Raw genomic sequence first — 23,838 nt, 5'->3', positions numbered from 1 at the left:
TTTATGGGGATTATCCGAGTGAAAAAAGACAGCAATTATTCTGTCATAAATAATACCGGTTTAAAAGATGAAAGGTTGTCTTGGAAGGCAAAAGGGATTTTAGCTTATGCACTTACATTACCTGATAATTGGACTTTTCATATAAGTGAGTTATCTCAACATGCTAAGGACGGAGAAGATTCATTACGTTCAGGGTTTAAAGAGTTAAAAGCGCTAGGATATATAAAGCGTTACCCTGTTCGTGATGAAAAGAGCAAGAAGATAACAAATTGGGAAACTGAAATTTATGAAACACCAGATATGGGGAAACCACATGAGGAAGAGCCACTTATGGAAATTCCACATGTGGAAAACCCAAATGTGGAAAAGCCACTTGTGGGAAACCTACATGTGGAAAATCCGACACTACTAAATACTAATATACTAAGTACTAATAAATTAAATACTAATATACAAAATACTAATTATTATCATGATGATAATAAAGAATCGAAATCACATGTATTAGTCAATGAAGAATTTAAAGTCAGTTATAACTTTTTAAAAAGTGAAGGAATTCCGTTAAGTGAAATTGCCGTTATGGAATTAGGAGAGTTTTGTGATTTGTTTGGTAGCGAATTAATTAAACATGCTGTTCACAAAGCTATTGATGAAAATAAGCCAAAATGGAATTACATTAAGGCCATTTTGAAAAGCTGGGAAAAGCAAAAAGTAAAAACATTAGATGATGTTGTTGCATTAGATAGACGCTTTGAAATGAGTAAGAACAAGCGATTGAATGGTTCGGGACCAGGTCGTTCAAATAGAAAAGAAATTGTTCCAGATTGGTTACGGGAAGATACTGAGCCAACTAAAAAAGAAATCGAAAAGCAAAACTCGCAATCTATTGATGAAGAGCGTGAGAGATTGCAAGAAGTGCTAAACAAATATAAATCATAGGAGCGATTTACATGCTAAACCCATTTGAAGATGTAATTGGAGAAGAGTGTTACGAATGCGAAAATCCTTTTCCTGAGTTTGATATGAGTAAAATATATATTTCTGGTTTGGAGAGGAATGTATGCAAGCAGTGTAGAGAGCAGCTTGAACAGAAAGTAAAAGTGTTAGATTTTCGTGTCATTCATGATGTTCTAAAGGAATTAATAAAAGGATTCGGTCGTGAAAAAGTCCGTCAATTCGATTTAGTAACTGCAAAAAGATACGTAATTGACAACGGAGTAGCTCTAAAGATTGAAAAACGTGGTGGCAAGTTCAATCAAGAACCTTTAGGCAAATTTGTTTCCTTATCTACCGAAGAGTTAATTATAGTCATCGAATTTTTAATGAGAAAAATGAATCCTAATCTATGGATGAATGCTGTGATTGGAAATGTTTTAGAGCAACAAATGATTATTACACTTTCACCGATAGAAGGTGAGTTAAATGACTGAACAAATCACAATAGATCATGATTTTATTTATGAGCCACTAATAGATACATACATGGTGGACATTGTTACAGAGTCAGGATTCAAATTAGAATTTTGTGAAGCTGAAACGAAAGAAGAAGCGGCATTAAAAATTCGTGAAAAATATCGTAAGAATTATAGTTTTAAGATTCGTAGTATTGAAGTTTCGAATAGATCGTTAAAAGAAATTCAAGAACTTAACTAACAATTGAATAGGAGAAGATATTTATGTGGAATCCATATGATTATTATATAACTCCAGAAGAATACGAAGTAGCAGAAAAGAATGGGATAAAACGAAAATCATTAGAGTATAGGATACGAAGAGGATGTTGGGATAAAGAAAAAGCAATCACAATACCTACTCAAAAAGAACCATCGGAATGGACGAAAATTAAAAATATTAGTTTGAAAAATGGAATCAGTAGACAAACATTTTCCGCTAGGAGAAAAAGGGGATGGGGGTTAGTTGATGCTATAACAATCCCACCACTTACTCAGGATGAAATAATAGCAAGAGCAAAAGAGAAGAATCCTCAAAAGGCACCTACTTTTACTGAAGAACAGGTGAAACGTGCTGAGGAGAATGGAATAAGTTATAAAACTTTATATGATCGTGTGAAGAGATATAAATGGGATTTAGAAGAGGCAATTTCCACACCAATTTTGTCAGCATCTGAGCGTGGAAGAAAGGGAAAAGAAAGATCTTATTGGTCCAAGATAGTTATTCCATCGAGAGAAGAACGAATGAAGTGCAGAAAGTTAACTTATATAGCAAATTAGTTTGAATTCATAAATCTTTAATTAAGGAGAGATAGGGAATGAATTTACAAATTGATGAAAAGAAAGTGACTGCTGGTCAATGGGTTGTATGCGAATTGAAGGATAACAAAGTCATTACACAAGTTAAAAGAGTGATTAAAGATACACTTAACAACAAAGTAGAGTTATGGGGAACATGGGGATGTGAAGGAGTGATACATGGTGATTGGGGCTACAATCATGCGAATAAATGTAGATATGCAACAGTAGAAGAGATCAACGCAGAAAGTGTAAGACGTGTATTTGCACAAAAGGGACGTAAGCCAAATGAGTATCGTTCTGGTGATGTTGTAACTGATGATGTGTATGCATCTCGTGTTTTACACGTAATAAACGATAGAGCAACTGTACAAATCATGAACTCGCATCAAATATATGAGGTTGCAATAGAAAATTTAGAAATTCTATTCTTTGCTGAAGATATGGCTGGTTAAATCATGGGATTTGTAGTTTCAATATTCTGTGTATTGATGGTTATGATTGCTTTTAGGTCAGCAGATAAGGTTAACAAAAGAAATCGTTCAGATAAATAAGTTTCAATAGTAGGAGAGAAATTACATGAAAAATAGATGTATTGATTTAACGGAACTATTCCAAATGCAAAGGGTTTTAGACAAGGATATCATAGCGAAGCATAAAGAAAACTATGCTCGCTATGACATGCTGTATAACAAGGTTTACGCGCTAAAAAATGAAGTGAATGAAGCCTGGAATGCAACAAATTCTTTTAAAATGTGGTCTACAAAATTTGAGCAACCTGACGATACATTTTTAGAAGAAATGGTTGATATTTTAAACTTTTGGTTGTCGGTTGCTATGGACTTTAAAATCAAAAATCTTCTTCGAACGATTTATATTACAGAAACTAAAATTAACGGATTTAATAAAGCGTTCTTCCATATGGACAAGAACGTAAATCATCTTATTGGAAAAGCCGAATATAAGGACTCTATTGGTGCAAAAAGACCTTTAATAATGATGATGGATTTGTTCTATAAAATTATTGAATTTGCAGGTTTTACATGGGATGACGTAGTTCAGAGGTATAAGGAAAAGAACGAAGAGAATTTCAAACGATTAGCTGTGAGATATTAAATAAAAAACGCTAGGATTTCTCCTAGCATCAATAAAAGGTATGTCGCACAAAAAATTAGTTGTGTGCAAAACGATGATTTGCATTTTTATTATATATTATTTTTCTTTTAAAGAAAATAAATATTAACAGTCTGTGCTAGTAATTAACATACAATTTGAATTTTATTAAAAAATGAGGTAACAGAAGATGAGTAATGAAAAAACGAAGTGGAAATAACAAGCACGGAAGAGGTTTAATAAAATTTATAACTAAAGCATTATTTTGTACAAGAATCTTTTCGCCTGCACAAAGGAATTAAGAGTGGAGACTAAAAAGCGTTACTTTATAGTATTACCAAAAGAGTACATATCGAATATGTACTCTGGAAAAAAGGAGGCTCATATGAGTGATGAAACATCATACTACAATATATGCTTGTTTCATTTTAAAGTGCAAGAAGTATAGCAAAATAGTTATTTGGTAGAAGAGGAGAGATAAGTATGTGGATGATTCACGATTATGAAGAAGGTATCGTTTTAATTACTGAAGATCATGAGGAAGCTCTAAAAGAATATGAAAAATATGTTAAATCGGTTAAAGGCTATGTACAGGATAACGATTGTGAATTTGAAGGTGATGAAAGAGTAGTTCTTGCGAAGGTGGAGCGTCAAACATATGCGCAAGCAACAGGTAGAAAGGTTCCTGGCTCTACATGGGATGGGTGGGACTGGAAAGAAGATAAATATTAAGACAAAATTCTTATTGTATGACCAAAAATAAAAGAACCCGTTTACTATAAACGGATTCTTCTCTCAAGGTCTGCAAGAAATTCAAGGTAACTGGACCAGAGCACCATATTGAATTTCTTATGATATTAATGTATTCAAAGAAATCTAAAAGATGAATGGGAATTAAATAAAATCTTTATTTGGAAAGAGTTCAGCCCCTAACGGTGCGCTGCTAGGAGCTGAATCTTGAGAACTTTTATTAAAATTACATGAGGTTGATCAGTGAATGTAACTATTGATCTCTCGCATTATAACACTAAGTAAATCAAAAGTACAACTCGATATTTGTATTTAGTGATGCAGGATATGGAGGGGATAAAATGACATACTCATCAATCGAATATTGTAATCAGTGCGATAAAGAAATAGCGTTTTGTGATTGTGTTTGTAATGAATGTGGTGGCGATTTGCATGATTGTGAATGTGAAGAAAAATAAATAAAATCGTTATTTTAGAGAAAGGAAGGATTCGAATGAAGGAAATTGAGGAATTAAAAGATCGTCTTAGAAATGAAATGGTAACTCGTATGGATGATTCGGATATAGTCGATATATTAACGGTTTTGCAAAGAGTGGAAGAAGAAATTGACGATTGGAAACAAAGTCATGATAAGGTTGCAAGGGTATTAGAGAAAAGCGAACGAGATCATAAAGAAACAATGGATTTGTTACATGATACCAGTAAAAAGGTGAGGGTAAAAACGAAAAATAAAATGGAAGGTGTCATACGGTGCTCCCAATACGAATGCGAGCAATTTAAAAGAAAAGTCAAAAAGTTAAAAGAAGAAAAGGATGAACTTTTAGAGCAATTGGCATCGTGTAGAGAGCGTTTGCTTCCGTTAATGGAAAATCACAATGATTATGAAGAATTGCTTGCTTTGACTGTATCTGATCCATTGCAAATATCATATTTGTGTGAGCGTGTAGCAGCAGAGTTTAACGCATCGAATTAAATTCAAACAAAACGCTATTTTGTGCTTAATAAATAATAAAGCAGCTAGCTCAATGAACTAACTGCTTTGTTGTCCAACAATGACGATACCCACAATACTTTGTAACTTATGGTTACAACTATAGTATGAGCGGAAGCAAAAATGTTATGCAAGAAAGCTAAAAATTTTTTCATTAAGCACAACAAAGCAGCTAGTTAATAAAACTAACTGCTCGTTGTACAAAAGAAAATTAGGCCCTACAAGTAAATGATATGTAACTTTAAGTTACAACTATATTATAAGCAGAATTAAAAAATATTATGTAGAAGTGAAGCTGAGCTAAATAAAAACTTTATTTTGTATTAATTCGGAAAACAAAAAGAGCACCATGTATCAGTGCTCTTTAAGATAGGAGGTAACACTTTGAGTTGGATACGTAGGTTAGAAGTATATGATGTAAAAAAGAAAAAAAGACCTAAATTTTATTATTAACTCAATATAAAAAGAGCAATTAGTTTCTGCTAACTGCTCGGCCCAAGGGAATAGACATAGAGTGGGTTTTAGTAAAATTGGAAATTGGCTTTTCATGAGCCTGTTTACAGTATAACCAAGATTTTTAAATGTATTCCCTCTTTAAAGCCCTTATTCAAACAGTATTCTTTAAAGAGGGAGTGGAGTAGTGGAAAAGAATATTTTTCCTTTAATATGAGATGGTTTTTATTCTCAATAATATATGAGCATTAAGACAAAAATGTGCAATTAAAAGAGCAGCTAGCAAAAGCTAACTGCTTTCAAAAAAAACGTTAAGAAGGAAGTTCGGTACTTAAGTGTATTTATAGTATGGACAAGATTTAGGGATTTATTCAAGGAGGGATGGATATTGAGAGATATAGAGTGGCATGAGACAAATGAAAACAATAGCAATGTATGGGGACAACAGGATAGTTGGTTATAACGGCATTTTAAAAGGTGACAAAGTACTTTATAAAGGGGAAGAATATACCGTGGTAATGGTGTCCAGATTAGGGACTTTGGTTTATTAAAAACAGGAGAATTGCCATACATTTTACGTGCTTGTCCAAAAGGCGTTGCGAGGAAATAAAAGAGCAGTTAGCAAAAGCTAACCGCTCCCTTTTTGACAAAAGATTCCGAGCAGAAATCACTGCTAAGATAACTGCTTCTGGTTAGTATGGTACAAAATCACGATTAGTATTCAAAAAGAGTTAAAATATACAAATTAGATTATGATATTTGCTATTATCCATATCGCCCAGAAAAGAACTAAAAACTCTATTGAAATCCAAAGTGCTTTTTTCTCAGGTTTTTTAAACTCTTTTATTAAAGAGAAAATAGCACTAGTTGCTATAAGGGTGAAAAGAACGAATCGTATTGTATCTGGAACTTTAATCACTCCTAATTTCAAATTAAATTCATTATATAACGATTTTGAAATTCTTAGATAATTATTGGTAAGAATTAAGCAAAATTTAAACAAATAATTCTTTTAATAGAAAGTGAGGTTAATAAAGATGGCATATAGTGGAGATCATGGAGCTGCGTTTGAAACTTTGATTAATTTTTCAAACGAAATGTACAAACGAAAAAACATTGCATTAATTACAAAGCGAGCTACACCTGTAGTTGTGACAAAACTATTTAAAGATGGAAGAATTAAAGAAGGTTATTTTGAAAAGAAATCAACTGTTGATTATGACGGTATATACAAAGGTAGAATGTTAGCATTTGAAGCAAAAGCAACGACTAATAAAACAAGTTTCGCTTTAAAGAATATATCACCACATCAAATTGAATATTTAGAGCAGGCTGAAAAGCTAGGGGCAATTTGTTTCTTCTTAATTGAATTTAGTATAGAACATTCAGTTTTCTTAGTTCCCTTTGAAGTAATTAAAGAGTATATTCATGATGCAAAATTAGGTGGGAGAAAGTCAATTCCACGAGCAGTATTTGATGATAGAGCTTATTTAGTAAGACCAACTGATCGAGCGTTAGTAGATTACCTGCATTATGTAGATAAGTTGGAGTGGTCTGTAATATGAGTAAGAAAGAAGTTCGTATTCAAATTTTAGATTTACAAGAGCAACACTGCATAGGGTGTGCTTATAGATATAGTAGGAATGTAGCACATTGTTGGACAAATTGTGAAACAGGAATACGAATCAATGAACTAGGTGTTCTATTAGGTGGTCGGTTAGGGACTGAACAGAAGAAACCAAGAACAGCTAAAGAATGGAATAGAATATGTAAGAATGCAGTAAAACTGAGTAATAAAGGACTTACATACGTTGAAATTGCAAAGAAATACAGTATTACTACAGGTAACTTACACAAGCAAATGAAAAAGAGGAGGTTAAAATAAATAATTTCACATACCGAAATAAGACATAAAAACAAAAAAGAAAATAGTCCGCATTTGAGGACGTTGATTAACTGTAAGAAAGAATATTTTCTTACAACTAATCAGCGTCCTTTTTTATTCTAAGGAGGGCAAACTGTATGATAGACTTAATCAAGCAATATAAAGAAACATTAAATCAATTATTAACTGCAAAAGAAAAGGCAACGAAACAAGAGGAGAAAATAATTAATAGAATGATTAGTGACATTGAGTATTCACTAAATTGGATGAGGAACGGAAGAGAGCCAGAAGCTAAAAGAGGGATTGAGCGGAGAGCATCTTATCAGAGAGATGTCAAAGTAAATCCGTTGTTAATACAAAGGTATTTAAGAAGTAAAGAAACAGAGTATGAATGGGATAAAGAACAAAAAGAAAATGCAATTACAACATGGGAAAAGATACAGTTAGATGATGCTTTGTCTACTTTATCAAAAATAGAAAAGGAAATATTTGTAATGTATAAAGTGGGGATGTTTACACAAGAGGAAATTGCAGAAATGAGAGGTGTTACAAGATCTACAATTCAGCAACATTTGCGTAGAGCAGATAAAAAAATTGCACAACAAGTGGGTGAAAGTCTCTTTTTTGTAAATTAAAGAGGCTTTTTTATTTTAAAACAGTTTATTTTGTCATCATAATGCCACCTATATATGAAAGCCGGAACCAGTTTCTATGGTAAATGATTGAATGAGCGTTGTTTTTCACATCAGCGGTTCAATTAGCAACCATTAGAAAACTCCGTTTGTATAAGATGTTACGAACCTTATGCAAATAAAAATGTTCTTGATTTCTTAATACGTAATTAGAATTACTAGATTATTAGTCTAAACGGTCGAGGAGAGCTTTTGCTCTTCTTTGAGCTGATACGTGCCTACCTATAGTGTCGGTTCAAAGAAGAACAAAAAGTTCCGTAAGAAATAACGAAGGAAAATTGCATAATTAAGCTCATCTACCTATGGTAGAAGGAGAATTTGAGTAACCGAACGTTACGCGGCTTTTTGTTTTAGAAGAGGATATTATGTATAAAAAGGTCTTAGCTTATTCGCTGAAGACCCTCACAAATAACCATATAATACCCATTATTATAAGTAATGTTCCAAATAGGCTAAGAGCATGCCCAATAAAATATAAACCAGTAATGACAAAGGCAAAGCCGAAAATAAATAAAGGAATTCTAAGCCATTGGCTATAGTTTTCACTTCCAGCTATTGCGAGCATGATAGGAACAATTGATAATAAAATCCAAATTACTCCGTTTAAGGAAGAGAGCAAAATTGTTTTCCAAAATCCTTCAGAATTTCCGAAAAAATAACCAGTTAGTAATTTAAAGGATTCAACAGCTCCTTCTGCAGTAGGAATCGAATTAATCAAATCCATAAGTAGTACACTGAATGTTATGTTTAAGGCTGATAAAATGAAATAAAGTATGATGTGTTCGTACAAAAAGCTTGCACATCGTATTGTAAAACTACTAATACTTTGCATTAAATCACTCCTTATCCTTTTATATAATTCATTCGAAGTTTACAGTTTAAATTCCTGCTTTTTTTGTTTGGATTTGTATATATTTGTAGTTTTTTATCTATGGTGTCAGCTTAAAGATGAGAAAAGGATTTGAAGGAATGGAAACTGGTGCATGGTTGCTTTTTTTAAATTAAGAAAACCATAGCCATGTAAGGATGATAATAGCAAAGAGAATGATTAGTATTTGTGAGAATTTCATAACATGCTCCTTTTAAACTATAGTGTTTGCAAAGGATTGAAGAGGCATTCCTTATGGAGTGCTTTATATTAAAAAAAGAGGACGCTCATATGGCGCCCTTTAGGGTGTATTCTTTTTTTCTTTATATCCTAAATGTTGTTCTAATGCGTCTACAAGCATTTCAGAGAAATTGACATTTTGTTTTGCTGCGTGTTCTTCTAAATAAGAAGGAAGAGTAACGTTCTTTCTTTTATAAACAAGTTTGTCTTGTTTCCTTAATGGTGGCATCCAGACATCAATTAAGAAAGCATATTCATCTTGTTCTAATTCTACGCTCTCAATTGTAGAAGGCTCAGGAATCGGATCGTTATCTTCTTCCATACCAGATAAATGAAGTCCTAATGCTTCTCTACCTTCCTTTAAAGCATCTTCTTGTGTATCTGCATGAGAAACGCAACCAGGAAGGTCTGGAAAGTAAATACCGTAACCATCTGAAGACTTTTCAAGGATAGCTGGATAAACATAATAGTCTTTTTTCATAATTTGTTTTTATAACGATTTCTTGTATAATTAGGGAAAGCAAGGGGCGGTTTATAACCAACCCGCTTGCTTGTAGATTGAGCGAAGTGTACCTTTCGGAATATCCTTGCACGGATGTTTCACGGTTACTTTGCCAACCCTAGAAGGATGTTTGAACTGATGGTGGCTGCCTTCAATGTTCACTATAAACCATCCTTCTTTTTTTAACCGCTTAATTACTTCCCTACTAGAAATCGTTATTACCTCCTTTCAACTTTCTATATTCATTATAATACGTATTTCGATGCGCATCAAGTGTAAAACGCGAATTTCTTTGTTTTTTTGTATATGTTTTTAAGTGGAATAACAAATACATATGTGTGATAAAGCATCCATAACGGGGTGCTTTTGTTTTGGGGAGGATAAAAGATGGATAAACTAAATAAGCAACAAATTTTAATGGACGTATATGAAAAATTCATATACACAATTGGTGTTGTATGTCAAAATAATCGAGAGAAAAGCATAGCAATTACAAATGCTGAAACAGCATATTTGTGGGCGAAGAAATCTTTGGAGGAAAATGAACAGAAATAGCGAAGAATAACTTATGTAGTAATAATTAAAAAAGCTAGGATGTAACATCCTAGCAAAGAGAAGTAGTAGTGATTCTAATTAGTATCTGTATTCTACCATAAACTCAGGATCATTTTGCCAGAAGTAACTCACCACTGGTTTACCGTTTGCAACATCGTCTTGATCAGCTGGAAGGCTTTGTTGATTGATATCCACTCCTGTAGTATTAACAACAGTAGAACCTGTTGGTAAAATACTAATAAAACGAATTTGGCTAGTTGCAGGCATATTAAATCCTTTAAACGGTACCGTAGCATATAAGAAATACGAACCATTTTCATTTGGATACACTGCATATTCATAGCTAACTCTGTAAAAATAATCTGAACCGATTTGTTCAGGAACTACCTTTGTAAGGTATTTTCTTACTAGCCCTAACATAGCATCTTCTTTAGTCTCTTGATCTCTATTTGGATCAGAAGATTCAGTTGCAAAATCACTTAGAGCTTCATTAATATAAGTTTCAGTCATTGGTGCTAAGTTCACGTGACTTAATTTTAATATCTCAAAGATATCTTGAGGGATTAGTTCCATTTGGGGTGGAACTAAAAGTGAATCTGTTTCAGTGATTGGCTCGTTTAATTGAAAAGTTGCCTCTACTTTTGCAATATCATAAGCTTTACCATGTCTAGATGTTGGGATGATAGTAATTAATGTTTCTTGGTTCATACAATTGTACATGTTTTACCACCTTTATTAAGTTTATTTACTACTTCTCTTTAATAAGACGTATTCGGCAAATTGTGACAAAAATCCTTTAAAATATCATTAACTTTTTAAGGCGCTACCGTGATTTTGGTGGCGTCTTATTTGGTGTTAAAGAAAAAACGGAGGGAAAATAAATGGAACTAACTAAACAAGAACAAGCGGTTATAATCAGCACATTCATTTCGATGTTAGGAACAGATCTTGTAAATGAGCGTATCGATAAACAAAAATTAGAAAGTGTGCTTCCTATCTTTAATGAGATGGAAGATAACACAACACCAAAGCAAAGAAGAGAAGCAATGGTTAGTTTGCTCAATAAAACAATAAATGAATTTTTAAAACAATAGCCACAAAAAAAGGAAAAGCAACTCGCATGGGGGCGAATCACTTTTCCTGATGGCAATGTTAATTTTATTATAGCAACTTGTATTTATTTGTAAATATATAATCGGAATATTCTTTTAAAAGGAGTGAGATAGATGTGTGAAGTGCGTACAGAAACAAGACGCTTTAATAAAGCTGTATGTTTAGTGTGTGGGTATCAAGACAAAGTGTATCATTCATCCAAAGAAGAATACCAAGAAGTAACTGTTTGTCCGAAATGTAACGGTGCTTTTGTAGATATGTGGAAGTTAGAGAAGTACAAACAACATATCAATCAACATAAAGAATGTGAACATAGATATCAATTGATGGATAGTAAAACAACGCAGATACAAGCTGATAACAGACAAGTATCTATCCATATCTTTGGGAGTTTCTATTGCGAAAAATGTCTTGATATTCAATTCCGTGGAAGGATTGAGGAAGGAGAATGATAGAATGCTATGGTTATTAGCTTATCTTATTGTTGGGCTTCTTTATACAACAATCAGGTTATATCCATCAATATGTGATGTTGCACAAAAGAATATAGATGATGCTGTATGGTTGATAGCAACAATAGTTATATCGATTGCTGTTATCTTCTTTTTAATTCCATTCTGGATTATTCTGTTAGCTCTTGATATAGCTAAGTTGTTTCATAAACAAAGAGGTAAGCTTCATGAATGAATATAAAACCAAACAACAGAAGCGCAAGTTCTACGACAGTGGTGAGTGGAAGAATATTCGTGAGCAAGTAAAGAAGCGTGACAACTATGAATGTCAGGAATGTAAACGAAACGGTCGGGTTCAAACAGACACCAATGAGTACAGTGAGAGCGCAAAGCGTAAGAAGATTCAACTCGTTGTCCATCATATAAAAGAGCTAGAACATCATCCAGAACTTGCATTAGAAATGGATAATCTCGAAACAGTTTGTGTTAATTGCCACAATAAAGAACATGGTAGAGTATTCGAAAAGAAAATCAACAAATGGGAACACGATGAAAAATGGTAAAAAAGAATCGGCAATAACAGTCCCCCCCTAAAAAAAATTCATCAAAAAATGCTCTAAGGGGCACCGGAGGAGGGGGTCGATTTTTCAAATTTATAAGCAAATTCGCGCGTTACATTAAATTGGAAAACGATGTAAATCAGAGGGGAGGGATATTGTGGCTAGAGTGAAGCGTGAAACAATGAGAAAAAGGATTGAAAAGGATTTAACAAATCAATTGAAAGAGAAAAAGATTGTAGGCAATCATTATACTGATTTAATTCAAGACTATTTATCGTTGTGGGATTTAAAGTGTATTCTTGTTGATGATATTGAAGAAACAGGAATAAAAGTATCTGGCATGCACGGTCCGAAATCCAATCCTTCTATTAATGATTTACATAAAACGAACGATCGAATGATAAAGATTTTAGATGCACTCGGCTTGGAAGCATCGGCTGAAGAACAGAAGACACCTTTAAAACCTAAGCGCTCTGCGAAAGATCTGACATGATTCAAAATCAATATGTTACTGAATATATTGAAATGTATCGAACAGGGAAAATTAAGCTAAATAAAGAGCGCATAATGCTAATTGAGTACCTGGAGAAATACATCTTCATACGTGATGATTTATATTTTGATAATGAAATGCATGAAGACTATATAAAATTCACTGAGAAATGGTATTTTGAATTGCAGCCATTTCAAAAATTTCTAACAGCATTTGTTTTTCTTTTTTATAAAGAAGATGATTCTGTTTTTTATGAGCAATTCTTAATAATGATGGCTCGTGGTGGCGGTAAAAATGGTTTAATTTCATCGTTATGTCACTTCTTTATTAGTCCATTGCACGGAATAGATCGATACAATGTTTCGATTGTGGCCAACAATGAGAAACAAGCAAAAGTTTCTTTCCGTGAAGTCTATGATGCTATTAAAGGGGAAGAAATATTAGAAGATATGTTTTATCGCACTAAGGTTGAAATACTTAGTAATGATACCCAAAGTATTATGCAATATCATACATCTAATGCTGGTTCTAAGGATGGACTTCGTGACGGTTGTGTTATTTACGATGAAATTCATCGATATGAAAATTTTGATGTAGTAAATGTATTCTCTAGTGGACTTGGAAAAGTGCCAAATGCTAGAGAATTTTTTATTGGTACAGATGGATTTGTTCGCGACGGATTTCTGGACAAGACGAAAGAGCGAGCGATGAATATTCTAAAGGGAAAAGATTTAGAAGATCCGTTGTTTCCTTTCATTTGCAAGATTGATAATCCAGAAGAAATTGATAATCCTGATTTGTGGGAAAAAGCGAATCCGATGTTTAGTGAGCCAAGAAGTTCTTATGCTAAACAATTATTTAAAAAGGTATTAACCCAATATAAACAATTAGAAAATAACCCTTCAAACCGTGAAGAGTTCATAACAAAACGTATGAACTATCCCGAAACAGACCTAACAAAGTCTGTAGCTTCATGGGAAGAAATCATGCGTACTGGTTTTGAAGAGGATGGAGAAACACTCAGAGAAGTTCCAGATTTAAAACACAAAGTAGCTGTGGGTGGACTGGATTTCGCCAGCATCAAAGACTTCGCGGCGGTTGGTTTACTATTTAAACATGGTGAGGATTATATTTGGAAAAGTCATTCATTTGTAAGAAAAGGATTCTTGGATAAGGTGAAATTAAAAGCACCTATTTATGAGTGGGCTGAGAATGGATTACTAACAATTGTGGACGAACCAGTTATTAATATTTCACATATTGTTGATTGGTTTGTAAAAATGCGTGAGATATACGGATTTAACACAATAGTAGCTGATACATTTCGTTTGGACCTTGTTAAAACAGCACTTGAAGCAGAAGGATTTACATTGTTATACATTCGTAATCCAAAAGCTATTCATTCTTTATTAGCGCCAAGGGTCGAAACGTTATTTGCAAACAATCGTATTATTTTTGGAGATAATCCATTAATGCGTTGGTACACCAACAATGTTTACGTTCATATTAAAAAAGATGGCAACAAAGAGTACTTGAAAAAAGATGAATTTAAGCGGAAAACTGATGGATTTCAAGCTTTTATTCACGCTTTATGGCAAGCTGACAATATTCTTGAAGAAGAAGTTGAGTTTATGCTAGATGAAATTGATTTTTAAGGGGGTGATTACAATTGGGTGGCTTGATAATGTGTTTAATAGGAATAAAGAATTAGATTATATGTACGATGACGATATAGTTTCAGAAACTTCAAATAGGGTTCATATGAAGCGATTGGCTGTAGAAACATGTGTATCTTTTTTAGGTAGGACGATTAGTCAATCAGAGTTCAGAGTTAAAAATGGTGATGAATTTTTAAAAGATGAACTGTATTATCGCTTGAATGTTAGACCGAATAAGAATATGACAGCAAGCACTTTCTGGGAAAAGGTAATTCGAAAATTAATTTATGAAAATGAGTGTTTAGTAATTCAATCTGATGATAGTGACTTACTTATTGTGGATTATTTTCAACATAATGAGTTTGCTGTATTTGAAGATACCTTTACAAATGTAGTAGTAAAAGGTTATGAGTTTAAACGTTCATTTAAACAAAGTGAAGTTATTCATTTAAAATATCGTAATGATAAGTTGTCGCCTCTAATTGATGGATTATTCACTGATTATGGTGATTTATTTGGACGAATATTAAGTTCTCAAAAACGTAAAAATCAAATTCGTGGTGTAGTAGATATAGAAGCTCAGATGGCAAAGTCCGAAGAAGGTCGAGGGAAATTGCAAAAGTTCGTTGAGAAAATGTATAAAGCATTTGGAGAAAAAGACATTGCCATTGTACCTCAACAACCAGGTTTCAAATTTAGTGAGACGTCGTCTGGTGGTGGAAGTTCTGGGCAAAGTGTGGAAGAAATCAATAAAGTAACAAATGGTTTTTTAAATCAAGTCGCAATGGCTATTGGAATTCCGACAGCTTTGTTATATGGAGAAATGGCTGATGTGGAAAAACAAACTAAAAACTACATGCTTTTCACAGTTAAACCTCTTTTAAAAAAGATTTCAGATGAAGCAAATGTGAAATTCTTCGAAATGACGGAATACCTGAAAGGGCAAAAAATTGAAGTTAAAGCTGTTTCTTATCAGAGTATTTTTGATCTTGCGACCAGCATTGATAAACTTATTTCTTCAAGCGCATTTACTGGAAATGAAATTCGATTAGAAGTTGGTTATGACTACTCAGATGATCCGAATTTAAATATCCATCATATTACAAAAAACTATAAAAAATTAGATGAATCTGAAGGGGGTGAGAAAGAAAATGACGGTGAAAATTGATGTGAAAGGCCCAATTATTTCTAATGATGAAGTTTGGATTTATGATTGGTTTGAAATGGATGCTACAAGTCCTGGTAAGATTTCAAAAGAGCTTGATAATGCGAATGGCGAGGATTTAATTGTTTCAATTAATAGTCCAGGTGGCTATGTAGATGAGGGTTCAGAAATTTACACAGCATTAAAAAATTATTCTGGACATGTGGAAGTTCAAATTGTTGGGTTAGCAGCAAGTGCAGCTTCTATTATTGCTATGGCTGGCGATAAAGTTCGCATTTCACCTACAGCACAAATCATGATTCATAATGCTTCAATGTGGAATGGTGGAGACCATCGTGATATGACAAAAGCAGCAGAAATGTTAAAAATAACAGATCGTACACTTGTAAATGCTTATGTCATTAAAAGTGGTAAATCGGAAGAGGAACTACTTAATATGATGGCAGAAGAAACTTGGATGGGTCCGCAACAAGCATTAGAGCATAATTTCGTGGATGAAATTATGTTTATGGAAAATCCAGTTAAAATGACAGCTTCAAGTGCCAACTCTGCCATGATTCCACAAAAAGTAATCGATGGTTTTAGAAACGGAACACTGAGCAAGAATAAATTACAAGGAATTACAAAAGAAGATTTAAACGTAGCTTTATCAGGGTTAAAAAATGAAATTCTGAATGATTTACAAATGAATACAAATCCAAAAGAGCCTATTCAAGTTCCTGTTAAACCGAAACAGAATTTGGGTACGCTCTTTTTAACTTTAGGAGGAAAATAAAATATGGTGATTAAATTTAATAACTTTGAAGAAAAGAAACTAGCATTTGCGAAAGCGACTCAGGAAGGTACAGCAGAAGAACAATCGGCAGCATTGAATTCTATGATTGAAGCACTTGCTACAGATGTGCGTTCAGATATTTTAAATCAAGTAAATGAATCAATGGTAGATCGTTCAATTATGCAATCTCGCGGTGCAAATGTATTAACAAGTGAAGAGATGAAGTTTTTTAATGCAGTTGTTGAGGAAGGTGGATTTAAGTCTTCTGAAACTTTACCTAAAACAACTCAAGAACGTATTTTTGATGACTTAGTTGAAGACCATCCTTTCTTACAACATATTGGTTTAGAGAATTTAGGTGCAGTAACAGAATTCATTTACGGAGATCCAGAAGGTGCAGCGGTATGGGGACCATTATTTGATGGTATTAAAGGGCAATTAAATGCTACATTTCGTAAAGATAGTATTTCACAACTTAAATTAACGGCATTTATCCCGCTAGCAAATGACATGTTGAAACTTGGACCTGTATGGGTAGAGCGTTATGTTCGTACAATGATTACAGAAGCAATGAAAGTAGGTTTAGAGCGTGGTTTTGTAGCTGGTACAGGTAAAAATGAACCTATCGGGTTATTAAAAGATCCAAGTGGAAGTGTTGTGAATGGAGTATATCCAGATAAAAAGCCTGTAGGTACTTTAACATTTGAACCAGGTCGCAAAACAATCAACGAATTAAAAGGCGTTGTTAAATTGCTAGCTAAAAAATTGAATGCTGATGGTTCAGATGCAGATCGTCCAAAAAATATTGCGGGTAAAGTAGTTATGGTAACTAATCCGTTTGATACTTTTGATATTCAAGCAAACGCGACAATTCAAAATGCAGCTGGAGTATATGTAACTAGCTTACCGTTTAATCCAATCCTTACAGAGTCGGTGTTTGTACCTCAAGGAAAAGTATTATTCTTTGTTAAGGGTCAATATGTTGCAGCGATGGGTGGAACAGAGCCAATCAAAAAATATGAAGAAACACTAGCTTTAGAAGATGCGACAGTTTATATTGCTAAACAATATGCTACAGGTAAGCCGAAGGATAAGTACACTTCACAAGTTTATACACTGAAACTTGAAGAAGTAACGCCGCCGACACAAGGGTGATGTGAATGGATACAGTAATTTCAAATGAAATATTACAGCAATTCAAAGATAGGATGCACTTAGGTGATGATGAAGATGATAACCTAAAGCGCATCCTTTCTACGTCTAACAAGGCGTTACTTAGGATTTGCGGGAGTTATGATTTAAATAATGACGAAGAGTTCAAAGAATTAGTCTTTGAACGCTCTCGTTATGTTTACAACGATGCAATAGAGTATTTTGACAAGAATTTTTTAAGTCAGATTAATAGTTTAGGCATTGATAAAGCATTAGAAGAAATTAAATTGGACGGTGATTAATATGCGTCCTTTTCAGTACAAGAAACCACTGAATACGGGTGATTGTAGAAATCGAATTATCATTGAACAACCTGAAGTAATAAAAGATGAATTGAATCAAGAAGTTGAAACAGGTAATTGGCAAGAAGTTAAAAAAGCGTGGGCAATGATAAAAACGGTAAAAGGTTCGGAGTACATTGAAGTTTCGGCTTCACAGTCTACACGAATTTATCGGTTTGTAATTCCTTATACAACAGGTATTACAGAATTAATGCGAATCAATATGAAAGGCCGTATCTTTGATATTATCGAACCGCCAATGAATGATGATGAAATGTATCAAACATTGACTATTATCGCAAAGGAGCATGTTTAATATGAACGATTTTGCGAGCGAACTTGCTAGCGAATTACAAAGATATGCAAATGTTGTGGAAGAAGAATTACTGACAGCGCAAGAAGAAGTTGCTGATGTTGCTGTAGGCAAATTAAGACAAAGTGGTCCTAAAAAAACAGGTGCTTATCGTAAAGGGTGGCGTAAGAAGAAAGAAGGTAATAGTGTTGTCGTCCACAATACAAAAGGACAACTAACGCATCTTTTGGAAAATGGTCATGCAAAGGCTGGTGGTGGACGTGTTCCGGCTCAAGTGCATATTCGTCCAGTTGAAGAGTATGTAATTAATGAATTACCAAGACGGATTGAAAGGGCACTTGAATAATGACATTAGGTGATTTAACAAAAATCCTTGAAGCTACAGGTTATCCTGTGGCTTATTCTCATTTTACAGCAACACCAACCAAGCCAGTCCCAGCGCCACCTTATATTTGTTTTCTTGTGGACGGATCAGCAAATTTAATGGCTGATAACAAGGTCTACCACAAGATAAATGATTTAAACATTGAGCTTTATACAACTAAAAAAGACTTAGTTGCAGAAGCCAAATTGGAAAAATTCCTAGACGATCATGAAATTCCTTATGACTCGTATGGGACTTTTATTGAATCTGAAAAAATGTATCAAAAAATATACGAAACGAGGTTGATGTAAATGCCAGAAAACAAAGTGTCTTATGGTTTGAAAAATGTTCATTATGTACCATACAACGTAACTGATGGGGTCGTTACATTTAAAACGCCAATTCCAATGCCTGGTGCAGTTGAACTAACAAATGAACCACGCGGTGATTTAATTGAATTCTACGCAGACGATATGCTTTATTATTCAGCAGATAATAACCAAGGCTATGAAGGAACGCTGAATATCGCTACTATTCCGGAACAATTTGCTATAGATGCATTGGGTGAGCAATTAGATGAAACGGATGGTGTATTAAATGAGTTAGCTGATGCAAAAGGTCAACCATTCGCACTATTATTTGAATTTGATGGTGATGTGAAAGCAACTCGACATGTTATGTATAATTGTTCAGCGAGTCGTCCTAACATTTCATCTAAATCAAAAACGAATTCCGCTGAACCAAACACAAATGAATTAAAATTCGTTGCTAGCCCACTGATTTTAGCGCCTGGCGGAAGACCTATGGTTAAAACGAAAACAACATCTAAAACAACTCAAGCTATTTATGATAATTGGTACAAAGAAGTGTACATTAAAAAACCAATAGCACCAAAAGGAGCGTAATAGTAAATGGAAAAGACAATTACAATAGATGGAAAACAAGTCAGATTAAAAAGTACAGCGGCAACAGTTAAACGATATAAGGCGCAATTTAGACGTGATTTATTTGCAGATATGCTCAAATTAGGAGTTATTGCTCCTTCAAATCCTCAAGCTGGAGCTACTATTGATTTAGCGAATATAGATTTTAGTAAAGTAGATTTTGAGGTTGTTTATGATCTAGTTTGGTTATATGCAAAAACAGCAAATCCAGAAATTGCTGATCCAATTACATGGTTAGATGGTTTTGATGAGTTCCCTATCTCTGAGATTCTTCCAGAAATTATGGACATGATTCAAAGTACGATGGGTGCAAAAAAAAAATAAAGAAAAGTAATGAAGAGCAAGGGACGTTCAGTGATGAGGAATTAACCACTGATACGTTCCTTGCTCTTTGTTATAAAGCGAAACTAACAAGTTGGGATTTAGAAGATATGACAATCGGTGATTGTTTTGATTACATTGCTGAATTCGCTGAAATGGAGAATCCAGACAAAGAAAAAGTTAGAAAAGCAAATCAAAAAGACTTCGATTCATTCTAAGAAAGGGGTGAGAAAATGGCAGGAAGAATTAAAGGTATTACGATTGAAATTGGCGGCGAAACCACAGGTCTTCAAAATGCTTTAAAAGACGTAAATAAACGTAGTAATGATTTAACCAAAGAGTTAAAAGATGTTGAACGGTTGCTAAAGTTTGATCCTGGCAATGTGGAAGCATTAGCGCAAAAGCAACAGTTACTTACACAACAAATTGAAAATACAACACAAAAACTAGACAAGTTAAAAGCAGCTGAACAACAAGTTCAAGCTCAATTTCAAAACGGTAAAATTTCTGAAGAACAATATCGTGCTTTTAGGCGTGAGATTGAATTTACAGAAGGGTCTCTTAATGGTCTGAAAAATAAGCTTGGAAATATGAAGGCTGAACAAGATAATGTAGCGAGTTCCACAAGGCAATTAGAAACATTGTTTAGCGCAACTGGAAAAAGTGTTGATGATCTTGCAGGAGCATTAGGAAATCGTCTTGTGAATGCAATTCGAAATGGAACGGCTACAAGTAAGCAGTTAGAGCAAGCAATTGGAATTATTGGTCGTGAAGCATTAGGAGCAGGGACAGATATTGATAAATTACAACGTGCTCTTCGTTCTGTGGATGCCGGAAACTCAATACGACAAGTGCAAAATGAATTAAGAGATTTACAACAAGAGGCTGGTAGAACAGAGAAGAAGTTTGAAGGTCTAAAAGTAGGGCTAGAAAATGTTATCGGTGGTTTAGCAGCAGGTGGTGGAATTTCAACCGCAATTGAAAAAGCGATGGATATGTCAAAATTGCAAACAAAGATTGATATTGCTTTTGATGTTCCGGAGTCGTCGAAAAAATCAGTTGAGGAAGCTATTAGGGGTGTTACCGCTTATGGATTAGACGCCGAGGAATCTCTTGCAGGCGTGCGTAGGCAGTGGGCTTTAAATAAAGATGTTAGTGATGAAGCGAATGCAGCAATAGTAAAAGGTGCAGCCGCTATCGCTCAATCTTATGAAGGTATAGATTTCACTGAATTAATTCAAGAAACAAATGAAATAGGAAATGAATTAGGGATTTCCCAAGAGGGCGCTCTTGGGATGGCTGATGCATTACTAAAAATGGGTTTCCCACCAGAACAACTAGATATTATCGCTGAATATGGTGGGCAGTTAACAAGAGCGGGATATAGTGCTGAAGAAGTACAAGCAATTATGGAAGCTGGTGTTGATACAGGAACCTGGAATATTGATAATTTGCTAGACGGCTTAAAAGAAGGGCGCATCAAAGCAGCTGAATTCGGTCAAGGTGTCGATAAAGCTATGAAAGAATCCCTTGAAGGTACAAAAATTTCAGCAGAACAAGTTGAAAAGTGGGGAAAAGCTGTAGCTAACGGTGGTAAAGAAGGTTCCGCAGCTATGACTGAAATTGCACAGGCTTTATCAGAGGTTGACGATGAAACAAAACGTAATGAATTAGGTGTTAAATTTTTCGGTACGATGTACGAGGATCAAGGGCAAAACATTATTAATACTTTATTAGGTGCGAAAGAAAAAACGGTTGATTTTAAAAAGAATCAAGACCAATTAAATGATTCCGTTAAGAAAATGGATGCAAACCCAGCAGTTAAGTTTCAAAAAGCAATGCAAGATTTACAAATGGCTCTCAAACCAGTTCTAAGTGTTATAGCTGATGTTGTTGCTAAGATTGCTGATTGGATTTCTAATAATCCTAAATTAGCAGCCACACTGGCAGCCATTGCGGTAGCGATAGGAGTAATTGCAGGAGCATTTATGGCCTTAGCACCAATAGTTGTCGTCATAGAGGGTATAGGATTGGCCATGACGGGATGGATTGCTCTTATTCCAATAATCATAGCGGCTGTTGTCGCTTTAGGGATGGTTATTTATCAAAATTGGGATTCTATAAGGCAATGGACAATTGATGCTTGGAATGCAATTGGAGAGTTCTTAGTAGGAATATGGGACGGGATTGTACAATGGGCAAGTGATGCCTGGAATAGTATTAGTGAATCTACATCGGAAGTTTGGAACTCGATTAAGGAGTTTTTAATAGGTTTATGGAATGGAATAGTTGAGTTTGTTGTAACCTGGGGAACCGCTATTTTAGAAGTATACATTGGCATTTGGACTTCTATTTTTAATTTCTGTATGGAAATTTGGAATGGAATTGTGGAATACCTTACTTCTGTCTTACAAGGAATAGCAACCTTCTTCACCGAGGTATGGACTTCAATCTCAACCTTCTTTCAAGAGACCTGGAACGGATTAGTTGCCTTTCTAACACCAATTTTACAAGGGATTGCTGATTTCTTCTCTATGATTTGGAATGGTATTTCTACAGTGATTCAAACTGTATGGAATTTCATTACTCAATACTTACAAGCGATTTGGACGGCTATTTTATACTTTGCTACACCAATATTTGAAGGTATAAAGAATTTTATTTCTGAATGCTGGAATACCATTAGTTCTACTACAAGTTTTGTATGGGAAACGATTAAGAATTTCTTAATTTCTTGTTGGAATGGGCTTGTAGCGTTTGTTATGCCGATTTTCGAACAAATCAAGTCTTGGATCATTACCGTGTGGGATACAATCAGTTCCGCAACAATGACTGTATGGAATGCTATTAAGAGCTTCTTACAATCGTGTTGGAATGGATTAGTTGCCTTTGTAACGCCAATATTTAATTCAATAAAAGACTGGATCGTAAATACATGGAACACAATAAGTTCCACTACAAGTGCGGTATGGAATGCAATTAAAAGCTATCTTTCTAGTTTATGGAACTCAATCGTTTCCACAGCAAGCTCGGTATTCAATAACATCAAAGAAGCTATTTCAACTGTATGGAATATGATTAGTAGCACGAGCAGTAGTATTTGGAATGGTATTAAATCTACGCTTTCAAATATTTGGGAAGGTATTAAATCAACCGCTTCCTCTGTATGGAATGGATTAAAAGATGCCATTATGACGCCTGTAAGATGGGTAACAAATGCTGTTAGTGGAGCGTTTGAAGGTATGAAATCAGCAGTATTAGGTGTATGGGATGGTATTAAAAGCGGCATTCGTACAGCAATCAATGGAATTATTCGTATCATTAATAAATTCATAGATGGATTTAATACACCAGCAGAATTATTAAATAATATACCTGGTGTTAGCGCTCCAACTATTCCACATGTGCCAATGCTTGCTAAAGGCGGAAAGCCTGTAGGTGATGGTTCATTCATTACAGGGGAAGCTGGACCAGAGTTATTTACGAAGAAGGGTAATTCAATCACAGTTACACCTTTATCTTCAAAAGAAAAATCACTAGGTATCACTGGAACCATGAATCAATTAATGGGTGATATGAGCCGTATAATGGCTAGTTCTATGAATCAATTATCAAGCTTGAAAACTGTTATGAGTGGTGTGTATGGAAATATGTCTAATAGCAGACAAGCCATGACAAACAGTGTATCAAATCAAGTATTTAATTACTCTTCAGGATCATCTGACGGTGGAGTACTTCCAATGCTTGGTGGCGATTTAGTTGTTGAAGTTCCTGTTGTTTTAGAGGGACGAGATGTGGCACGTGGCACGTATCGATATACCACCGAGTATCAAGAAAGAGAAACAAAAAGAAACTCAGACTTTTAGGCTTGGGTTTCTTTTATTTTATA

General features: G+C 34.4%; 32 protein-coding genes. 28 read left to right on the top strand and 4 right to left on the bottom strand.

Going from position 1 to position 23,838, the window contains the following annotated elements; all coding sequences use genetic code 11:
• Positions 1-3 precede the first annotated feature (3 nt).
• From QCI73_RS22305 to QCI73_RS22255, 11 genes are all read left to right on the top strand, one after another.
• Positions 4-939, top strand: a complete 936-nt coding sequence (locus QCI73_RS22305; RefSeq protein WP_353823768.1) for a DnaD domain protein — start codon at positions 4-6, stop codon at positions 937-939.
• A gap of 11 nt (positions 940-950) precedes the next feature.
• Positions 951-1,430 (top strand): hypothetical protein, encoded by a 480-nt coding sequence (locus QCI73_RS22300; RefSeq protein ID WP_353823767.1) that lies wholly within the window; start codon positions 951-953, stop codon positions 1,428-1,430.
• On the top strand, positions 1,423-1,653 hold the full coding sequence (locus QCI73_RS22295) for a hypothetical protein (RefSeq protein WP_000139235.1): 231 nt from the start codon (positions 1,423-1,425) through the stop codon (positions 1,651-1,653). The genes QCI73_RS22300 and QCI73_RS22295 overlap by 8 nt, the downstream gene beginning before the upstream one ends.
• Positions 1,654-1,676: 23 nt before the next feature.
• Positions 1,677-2,231, top strand: coding sequence for a hypothetical protein (locus QCI73_RS22290; protein WP_016718586.1), 555 nt, complete (start codon positions 1,677-1,679; stop codon positions 2,229-2,231).
• 38 nt (positions 2,232-2,269) lie between these two features.
• Positions 2,270-2,704 carry a hypothetical protein gene (locus QCI73_RS22285; RefSeq protein ID WP_353823766.1) on the top strand — a complete coding sequence of 145 codons (435 nt, stop codon included), beginning with the start codon at positions 2,270-2,272 and terminating at the stop codon, positions 2,702-2,704.
• Positions 2,705-2,828: 124 nt separating this feature from the next.
• Positions 2,829-3,365, top strand: a complete 537-nt coding sequence (locus QCI73_RS22280; protein ID WP_353823765.1) for a dUTP diphosphatase — start codon at positions 2,829-2,831, stop codon at positions 3,363-3,365.
• 480 nt (positions 3,366-3,845) lie between these two features.
• On the top strand, positions 3,846-4,094 hold the full coding sequence (locus QCI73_RS22275; RefSeq protein ID WP_353823764.1) for a hypothetical protein: 249 nt from the start codon (positions 3,846-3,848) through the stop codon (positions 4,092-4,094).
• Between the two features lie 511 nt (positions 4,095-4,605).
• The gene (locus QCI73_RS22270; protein WP_353823763.1) at positions 4,606-5,085 is read left to right on the top strand and encodes a hypothetical protein; all 480 of its coding nucleotides are present in this window, start codon (positions 4,606-4,608) and stop codon (positions 5,083-5,085) included.
• A gap of 1,508 nt (positions 5,086-6,593) precedes the next feature.
• Complete coding sequence (locus tag QCI73_RS22265; protein ID WP_353823762.1) at positions 6,594-7,121, top strand: Holliday junction resolvase RecU; 528 nt, start codon at positions 6,594-6,596, stop codon at positions 7,119-7,121.
• Positions 7,118-7,441, top strand: a complete 324-nt coding sequence (locus QCI73_RS22260; protein ID WP_353823761.1) for a hypothetical protein — start codon at positions 7,118-7,120, stop codon at positions 7,439-7,441. The genes QCI73_RS22265 and QCI73_RS22260 overlap by 4 nt, the downstream gene beginning before the upstream one ends.
• Positions 7,442-7,578: 137 nt before the next feature.
• Positions 7,579-8,076, top strand: a complete 498-nt coding sequence (locus tag QCI73_RS22255) for a sigma-70 family RNA polymerase sigma factor (protein WP_353823760.1) — start codon at positions 7,579-7,581, stop codon at positions 8,074-8,076.
• Positions 8,077-8,518: 442 nt separating this feature from the next.
• On the opposite strand, the gene QCI73_RS22250 is transcribed toward QCI73_RS22255, so the two are convergent.
• The 3 genes from QCI73_RS22250 to QCI73_RS22240 all read right to left on the bottom strand — a co-directional run bounded on the left by QCI73_RS22250 (position 8,519) and on the right by QCI73_RS22240 (position 9,938).
• Positions 8,519-8,965, bottom strand: coding sequence for a hypothetical protein (locus QCI73_RS22250; RefSeq protein ID WP_353823759.1), 447 nt, complete (start codon positions 8,963-8,965; stop codon positions 8,519-8,521).
• A 337-nt stretch (positions 8,966-9,302) separates the two neighbouring features.
• Complete coding sequence (locus tag QCI73_RS22245) at positions 9,303-9,722, bottom strand: type II toxin-antitoxin system HicB family antitoxin (protein ID WP_353823758.1); 420 nt, start codon at positions 9,720-9,722, stop codon at positions 9,303-9,305.
• Positions 9,723-9,773: 51 nt separating this feature from the next.
• On the bottom strand, positions 9,774-9,938 hold the full coding sequence (locus QCI73_RS22240; RefSeq protein ID WP_333563399.1) for a type II toxin-antitoxin system HicA family toxin: 165 nt from the start codon (positions 9,936-9,938) through the stop codon (positions 9,774-9,776).
• Between the two features lie 192 nt (positions 9,939-10,130).
• On the opposite strand from QCI73_RS22240, the gene QCI73_RS22235 reads away from it, so the two are divergent.
• Positions 10,131-10,298: an Acb2/Tad1 domain-containing protein gene (locus tag QCI73_RS22235; protein ID WP_270757076.1), complete on the top strand. Its 168-nt coding sequence runs from the start codon at positions 10,131-10,133 to the stop codon at positions 10,296-10,298.
• 78 nt (positions 10,299-10,376) lie between these two features.
• Here the strand turns inward: QCI73_RS22235 and QCI73_RS22230 are convergent, their stop codons facing one another.
• Positions 10,377-11,018, bottom strand: coding sequence for a hypothetical protein (locus QCI73_RS22230; RefSeq protein ID WP_016718572.1), 642 nt, complete (start codon positions 11,016-11,018; stop codon positions 10,377-10,379).
• 161 nt (positions 11,019-11,179) lie between these two features.
• On the opposite strand from QCI73_RS22230, the gene QCI73_RS22225 reads away from it, so the two are divergent.
• From QCI73_RS22225 to QCI73_RS22150, 16 genes are all read left to right on the top strand, one after another.
• Positions 11,180-11,392, top strand: a complete 213-nt coding sequence (locus QCI73_RS22225; protein ID WP_353823757.1) for a hypothetical protein — start codon at positions 11,180-11,182, stop codon at positions 11,390-11,392.
• Positions 11,393-11,524: 132 nt separating this feature from the next.
• Positions 11,525-11,863: a hypothetical protein gene (locus QCI73_RS22220; protein ID WP_353823755.1), complete on the top strand. Its 339-nt coding sequence runs from the start codon at positions 11,525-11,527 to the stop codon at positions 11,861-11,863.
• Positions 11,864-11,867: 4 nt separating this feature from the next.
• Positions 11,868-12,098, top strand: a complete 231-nt coding sequence (locus QCI73_RS22215) for a hypothetical protein (RefSeq protein WP_353823754.1) — start codon at positions 11,868-11,870, stop codon at positions 12,096-12,098.
• Positions 12,091-12,426 carry an HNH endonuclease gene (locus QCI73_RS22210; protein ID WP_353823753.1) on the top strand — a complete coding sequence of 112 codons (336 nt, stop codon included), beginning with the start codon at positions 12,091-12,093 and terminating at the stop codon, positions 12,424-12,426. The genes QCI73_RS22215 and QCI73_RS22210 overlap by 8 nt, the downstream gene beginning before the upstream one ends.
• 154 nt (positions 12,427-12,580) lie before the next feature.
• Complete coding sequence (locus tag QCI73_RS22205) at positions 12,581-12,916, top strand: P27 family phage terminase small subunit (protein ID WP_033693383.1); 336 nt, start codon at positions 12,581-12,583, stop codon at positions 12,914-12,916.
• The gene (locus QCI73_RS22200) at positions 12,913-14,571 is read left to right on the top strand and encodes a terminase TerL endonuclease subunit (protein WP_353823752.1); all 1,659 of its coding nucleotides are present in this window, start codon (positions 12,913-12,915) and stop codon (positions 14,569-14,571) included. The genes QCI73_RS22205 and QCI73_RS22200 overlap by 4 nt, the downstream gene beginning before the upstream one ends.
• Positions 14,572-14,575: 4 nt before the next feature.
• Positions 14,576-15,742: a phage portal protein gene (locus QCI73_RS22195; RefSeq protein WP_483299577.1), complete on the top strand. Its 1,167-nt coding sequence runs from the start codon at positions 14,576-14,578 to the stop codon at positions 15,740-15,742.
• The gene (locus QCI73_RS22190) at positions 15,726-16,514 is read left to right on the top strand and encodes a head maturation protease, ClpP-related (RefSeq protein WP_353823750.1); all 789 of its coding nucleotides are present in this window, start codon (positions 15,726-15,728) and stop codon (positions 16,512-16,514) included. Before QCI73_RS22195 ends, QCI73_RS22190 begins: the two co-directional genes overlap by 17 nt.
• Positions 16,515-16,517: 3 nt before the next feature.
• Positions 16,518-17,669: a phage major capsid protein gene (locus QCI73_RS22185; protein ID WP_353823749.1), complete on the top strand. Its 1,152-nt coding sequence runs from the start codon at positions 16,518-16,520 to the stop codon at positions 17,667-17,669.
• A gap of 5 nt (positions 17,670-17,674) precedes the next feature.
• On the top strand, positions 17,675-17,968 hold the full coding sequence (locus QCI73_RS22180; protein ID WP_353823748.1) for a hypothetical protein: 294 nt from the start codon (positions 17,675-17,677) through the stop codon (positions 17,966-17,968).
• A 1-nt stretch (position 17,969) separates the two neighbouring features.
• Positions 17,970-18,323 (top strand): phage head closure protein, encoded by a 354-nt coding sequence (locus tag QCI73_RS22175; protein WP_353823747.1) that lies wholly within the window; start codon positions 17,970-17,972, stop codon positions 18,321-18,323.
• A gap of 1 nt (position 18,324) precedes the next feature.
• The gene (locus tag QCI73_RS22170) at positions 18,325-18,666 is read left to right on the top strand and encodes an HK97 gp10 family phage protein (RefSeq protein ID WP_353823746.1); all 342 of its coding nucleotides are present in this window, start codon (positions 18,325-18,327) and stop codon (positions 18,664-18,666) included.
• Entirely contained in the window at positions 18,666-18,995 is a 330-nt protein-coding gene (locus QCI73_RS22165) for a hypothetical protein (protein WP_353823745.1), read from the top strand. Before QCI73_RS22170 ends, QCI73_RS22165 begins: the two co-directional genes overlap by 1 nt.
• Entirely contained in the window at positions 18,996-19,589 is a 594-nt protein-coding gene (locus QCI73_RS22160; protein ID WP_353823744.1) for a major tail protein, read from the top strand.
• 6 nt (positions 19,590-19,595) lie between these two features.
• Positions 19,596-19,952, top strand: coding sequence for a hypothetical protein (locus QCI73_RS22155; protein ID WP_016716822.1), 357 nt, complete (start codon positions 19,596-19,598; stop codon positions 19,950-19,952).
• 230 nt (positions 19,953-20,182) lie between these two features.
• The gene (locus tag QCI73_RS22150; protein WP_353823743.1) at positions 20,183-23,815 is read left to right on the top strand and encodes a phage tail protein; all 3,633 of its coding nucleotides are present in this window, start codon (positions 20,183-20,185) and stop codon (positions 23,813-23,815) included.
• The last annotated feature ends 23 nt before the right edge of the window (positions 23,816-23,838 follow it).

The sequence above is a fragment of the Bacillus cereus group sp. MG16 genome, assembly GCF_040459875.1.
In the GTDB taxonomy this organism is placed as follows: Bacteria; Bacillota; Bacilli; order Bacillales; family Bacillaceae_G; genus Bacillus_A; species Bacillus_A paranthracis.
The sequence above is the reverse complement of the archived record's forward strand: the minus strand, read 5'-3'. Positions and strand labels throughout refer to the sequence as shown.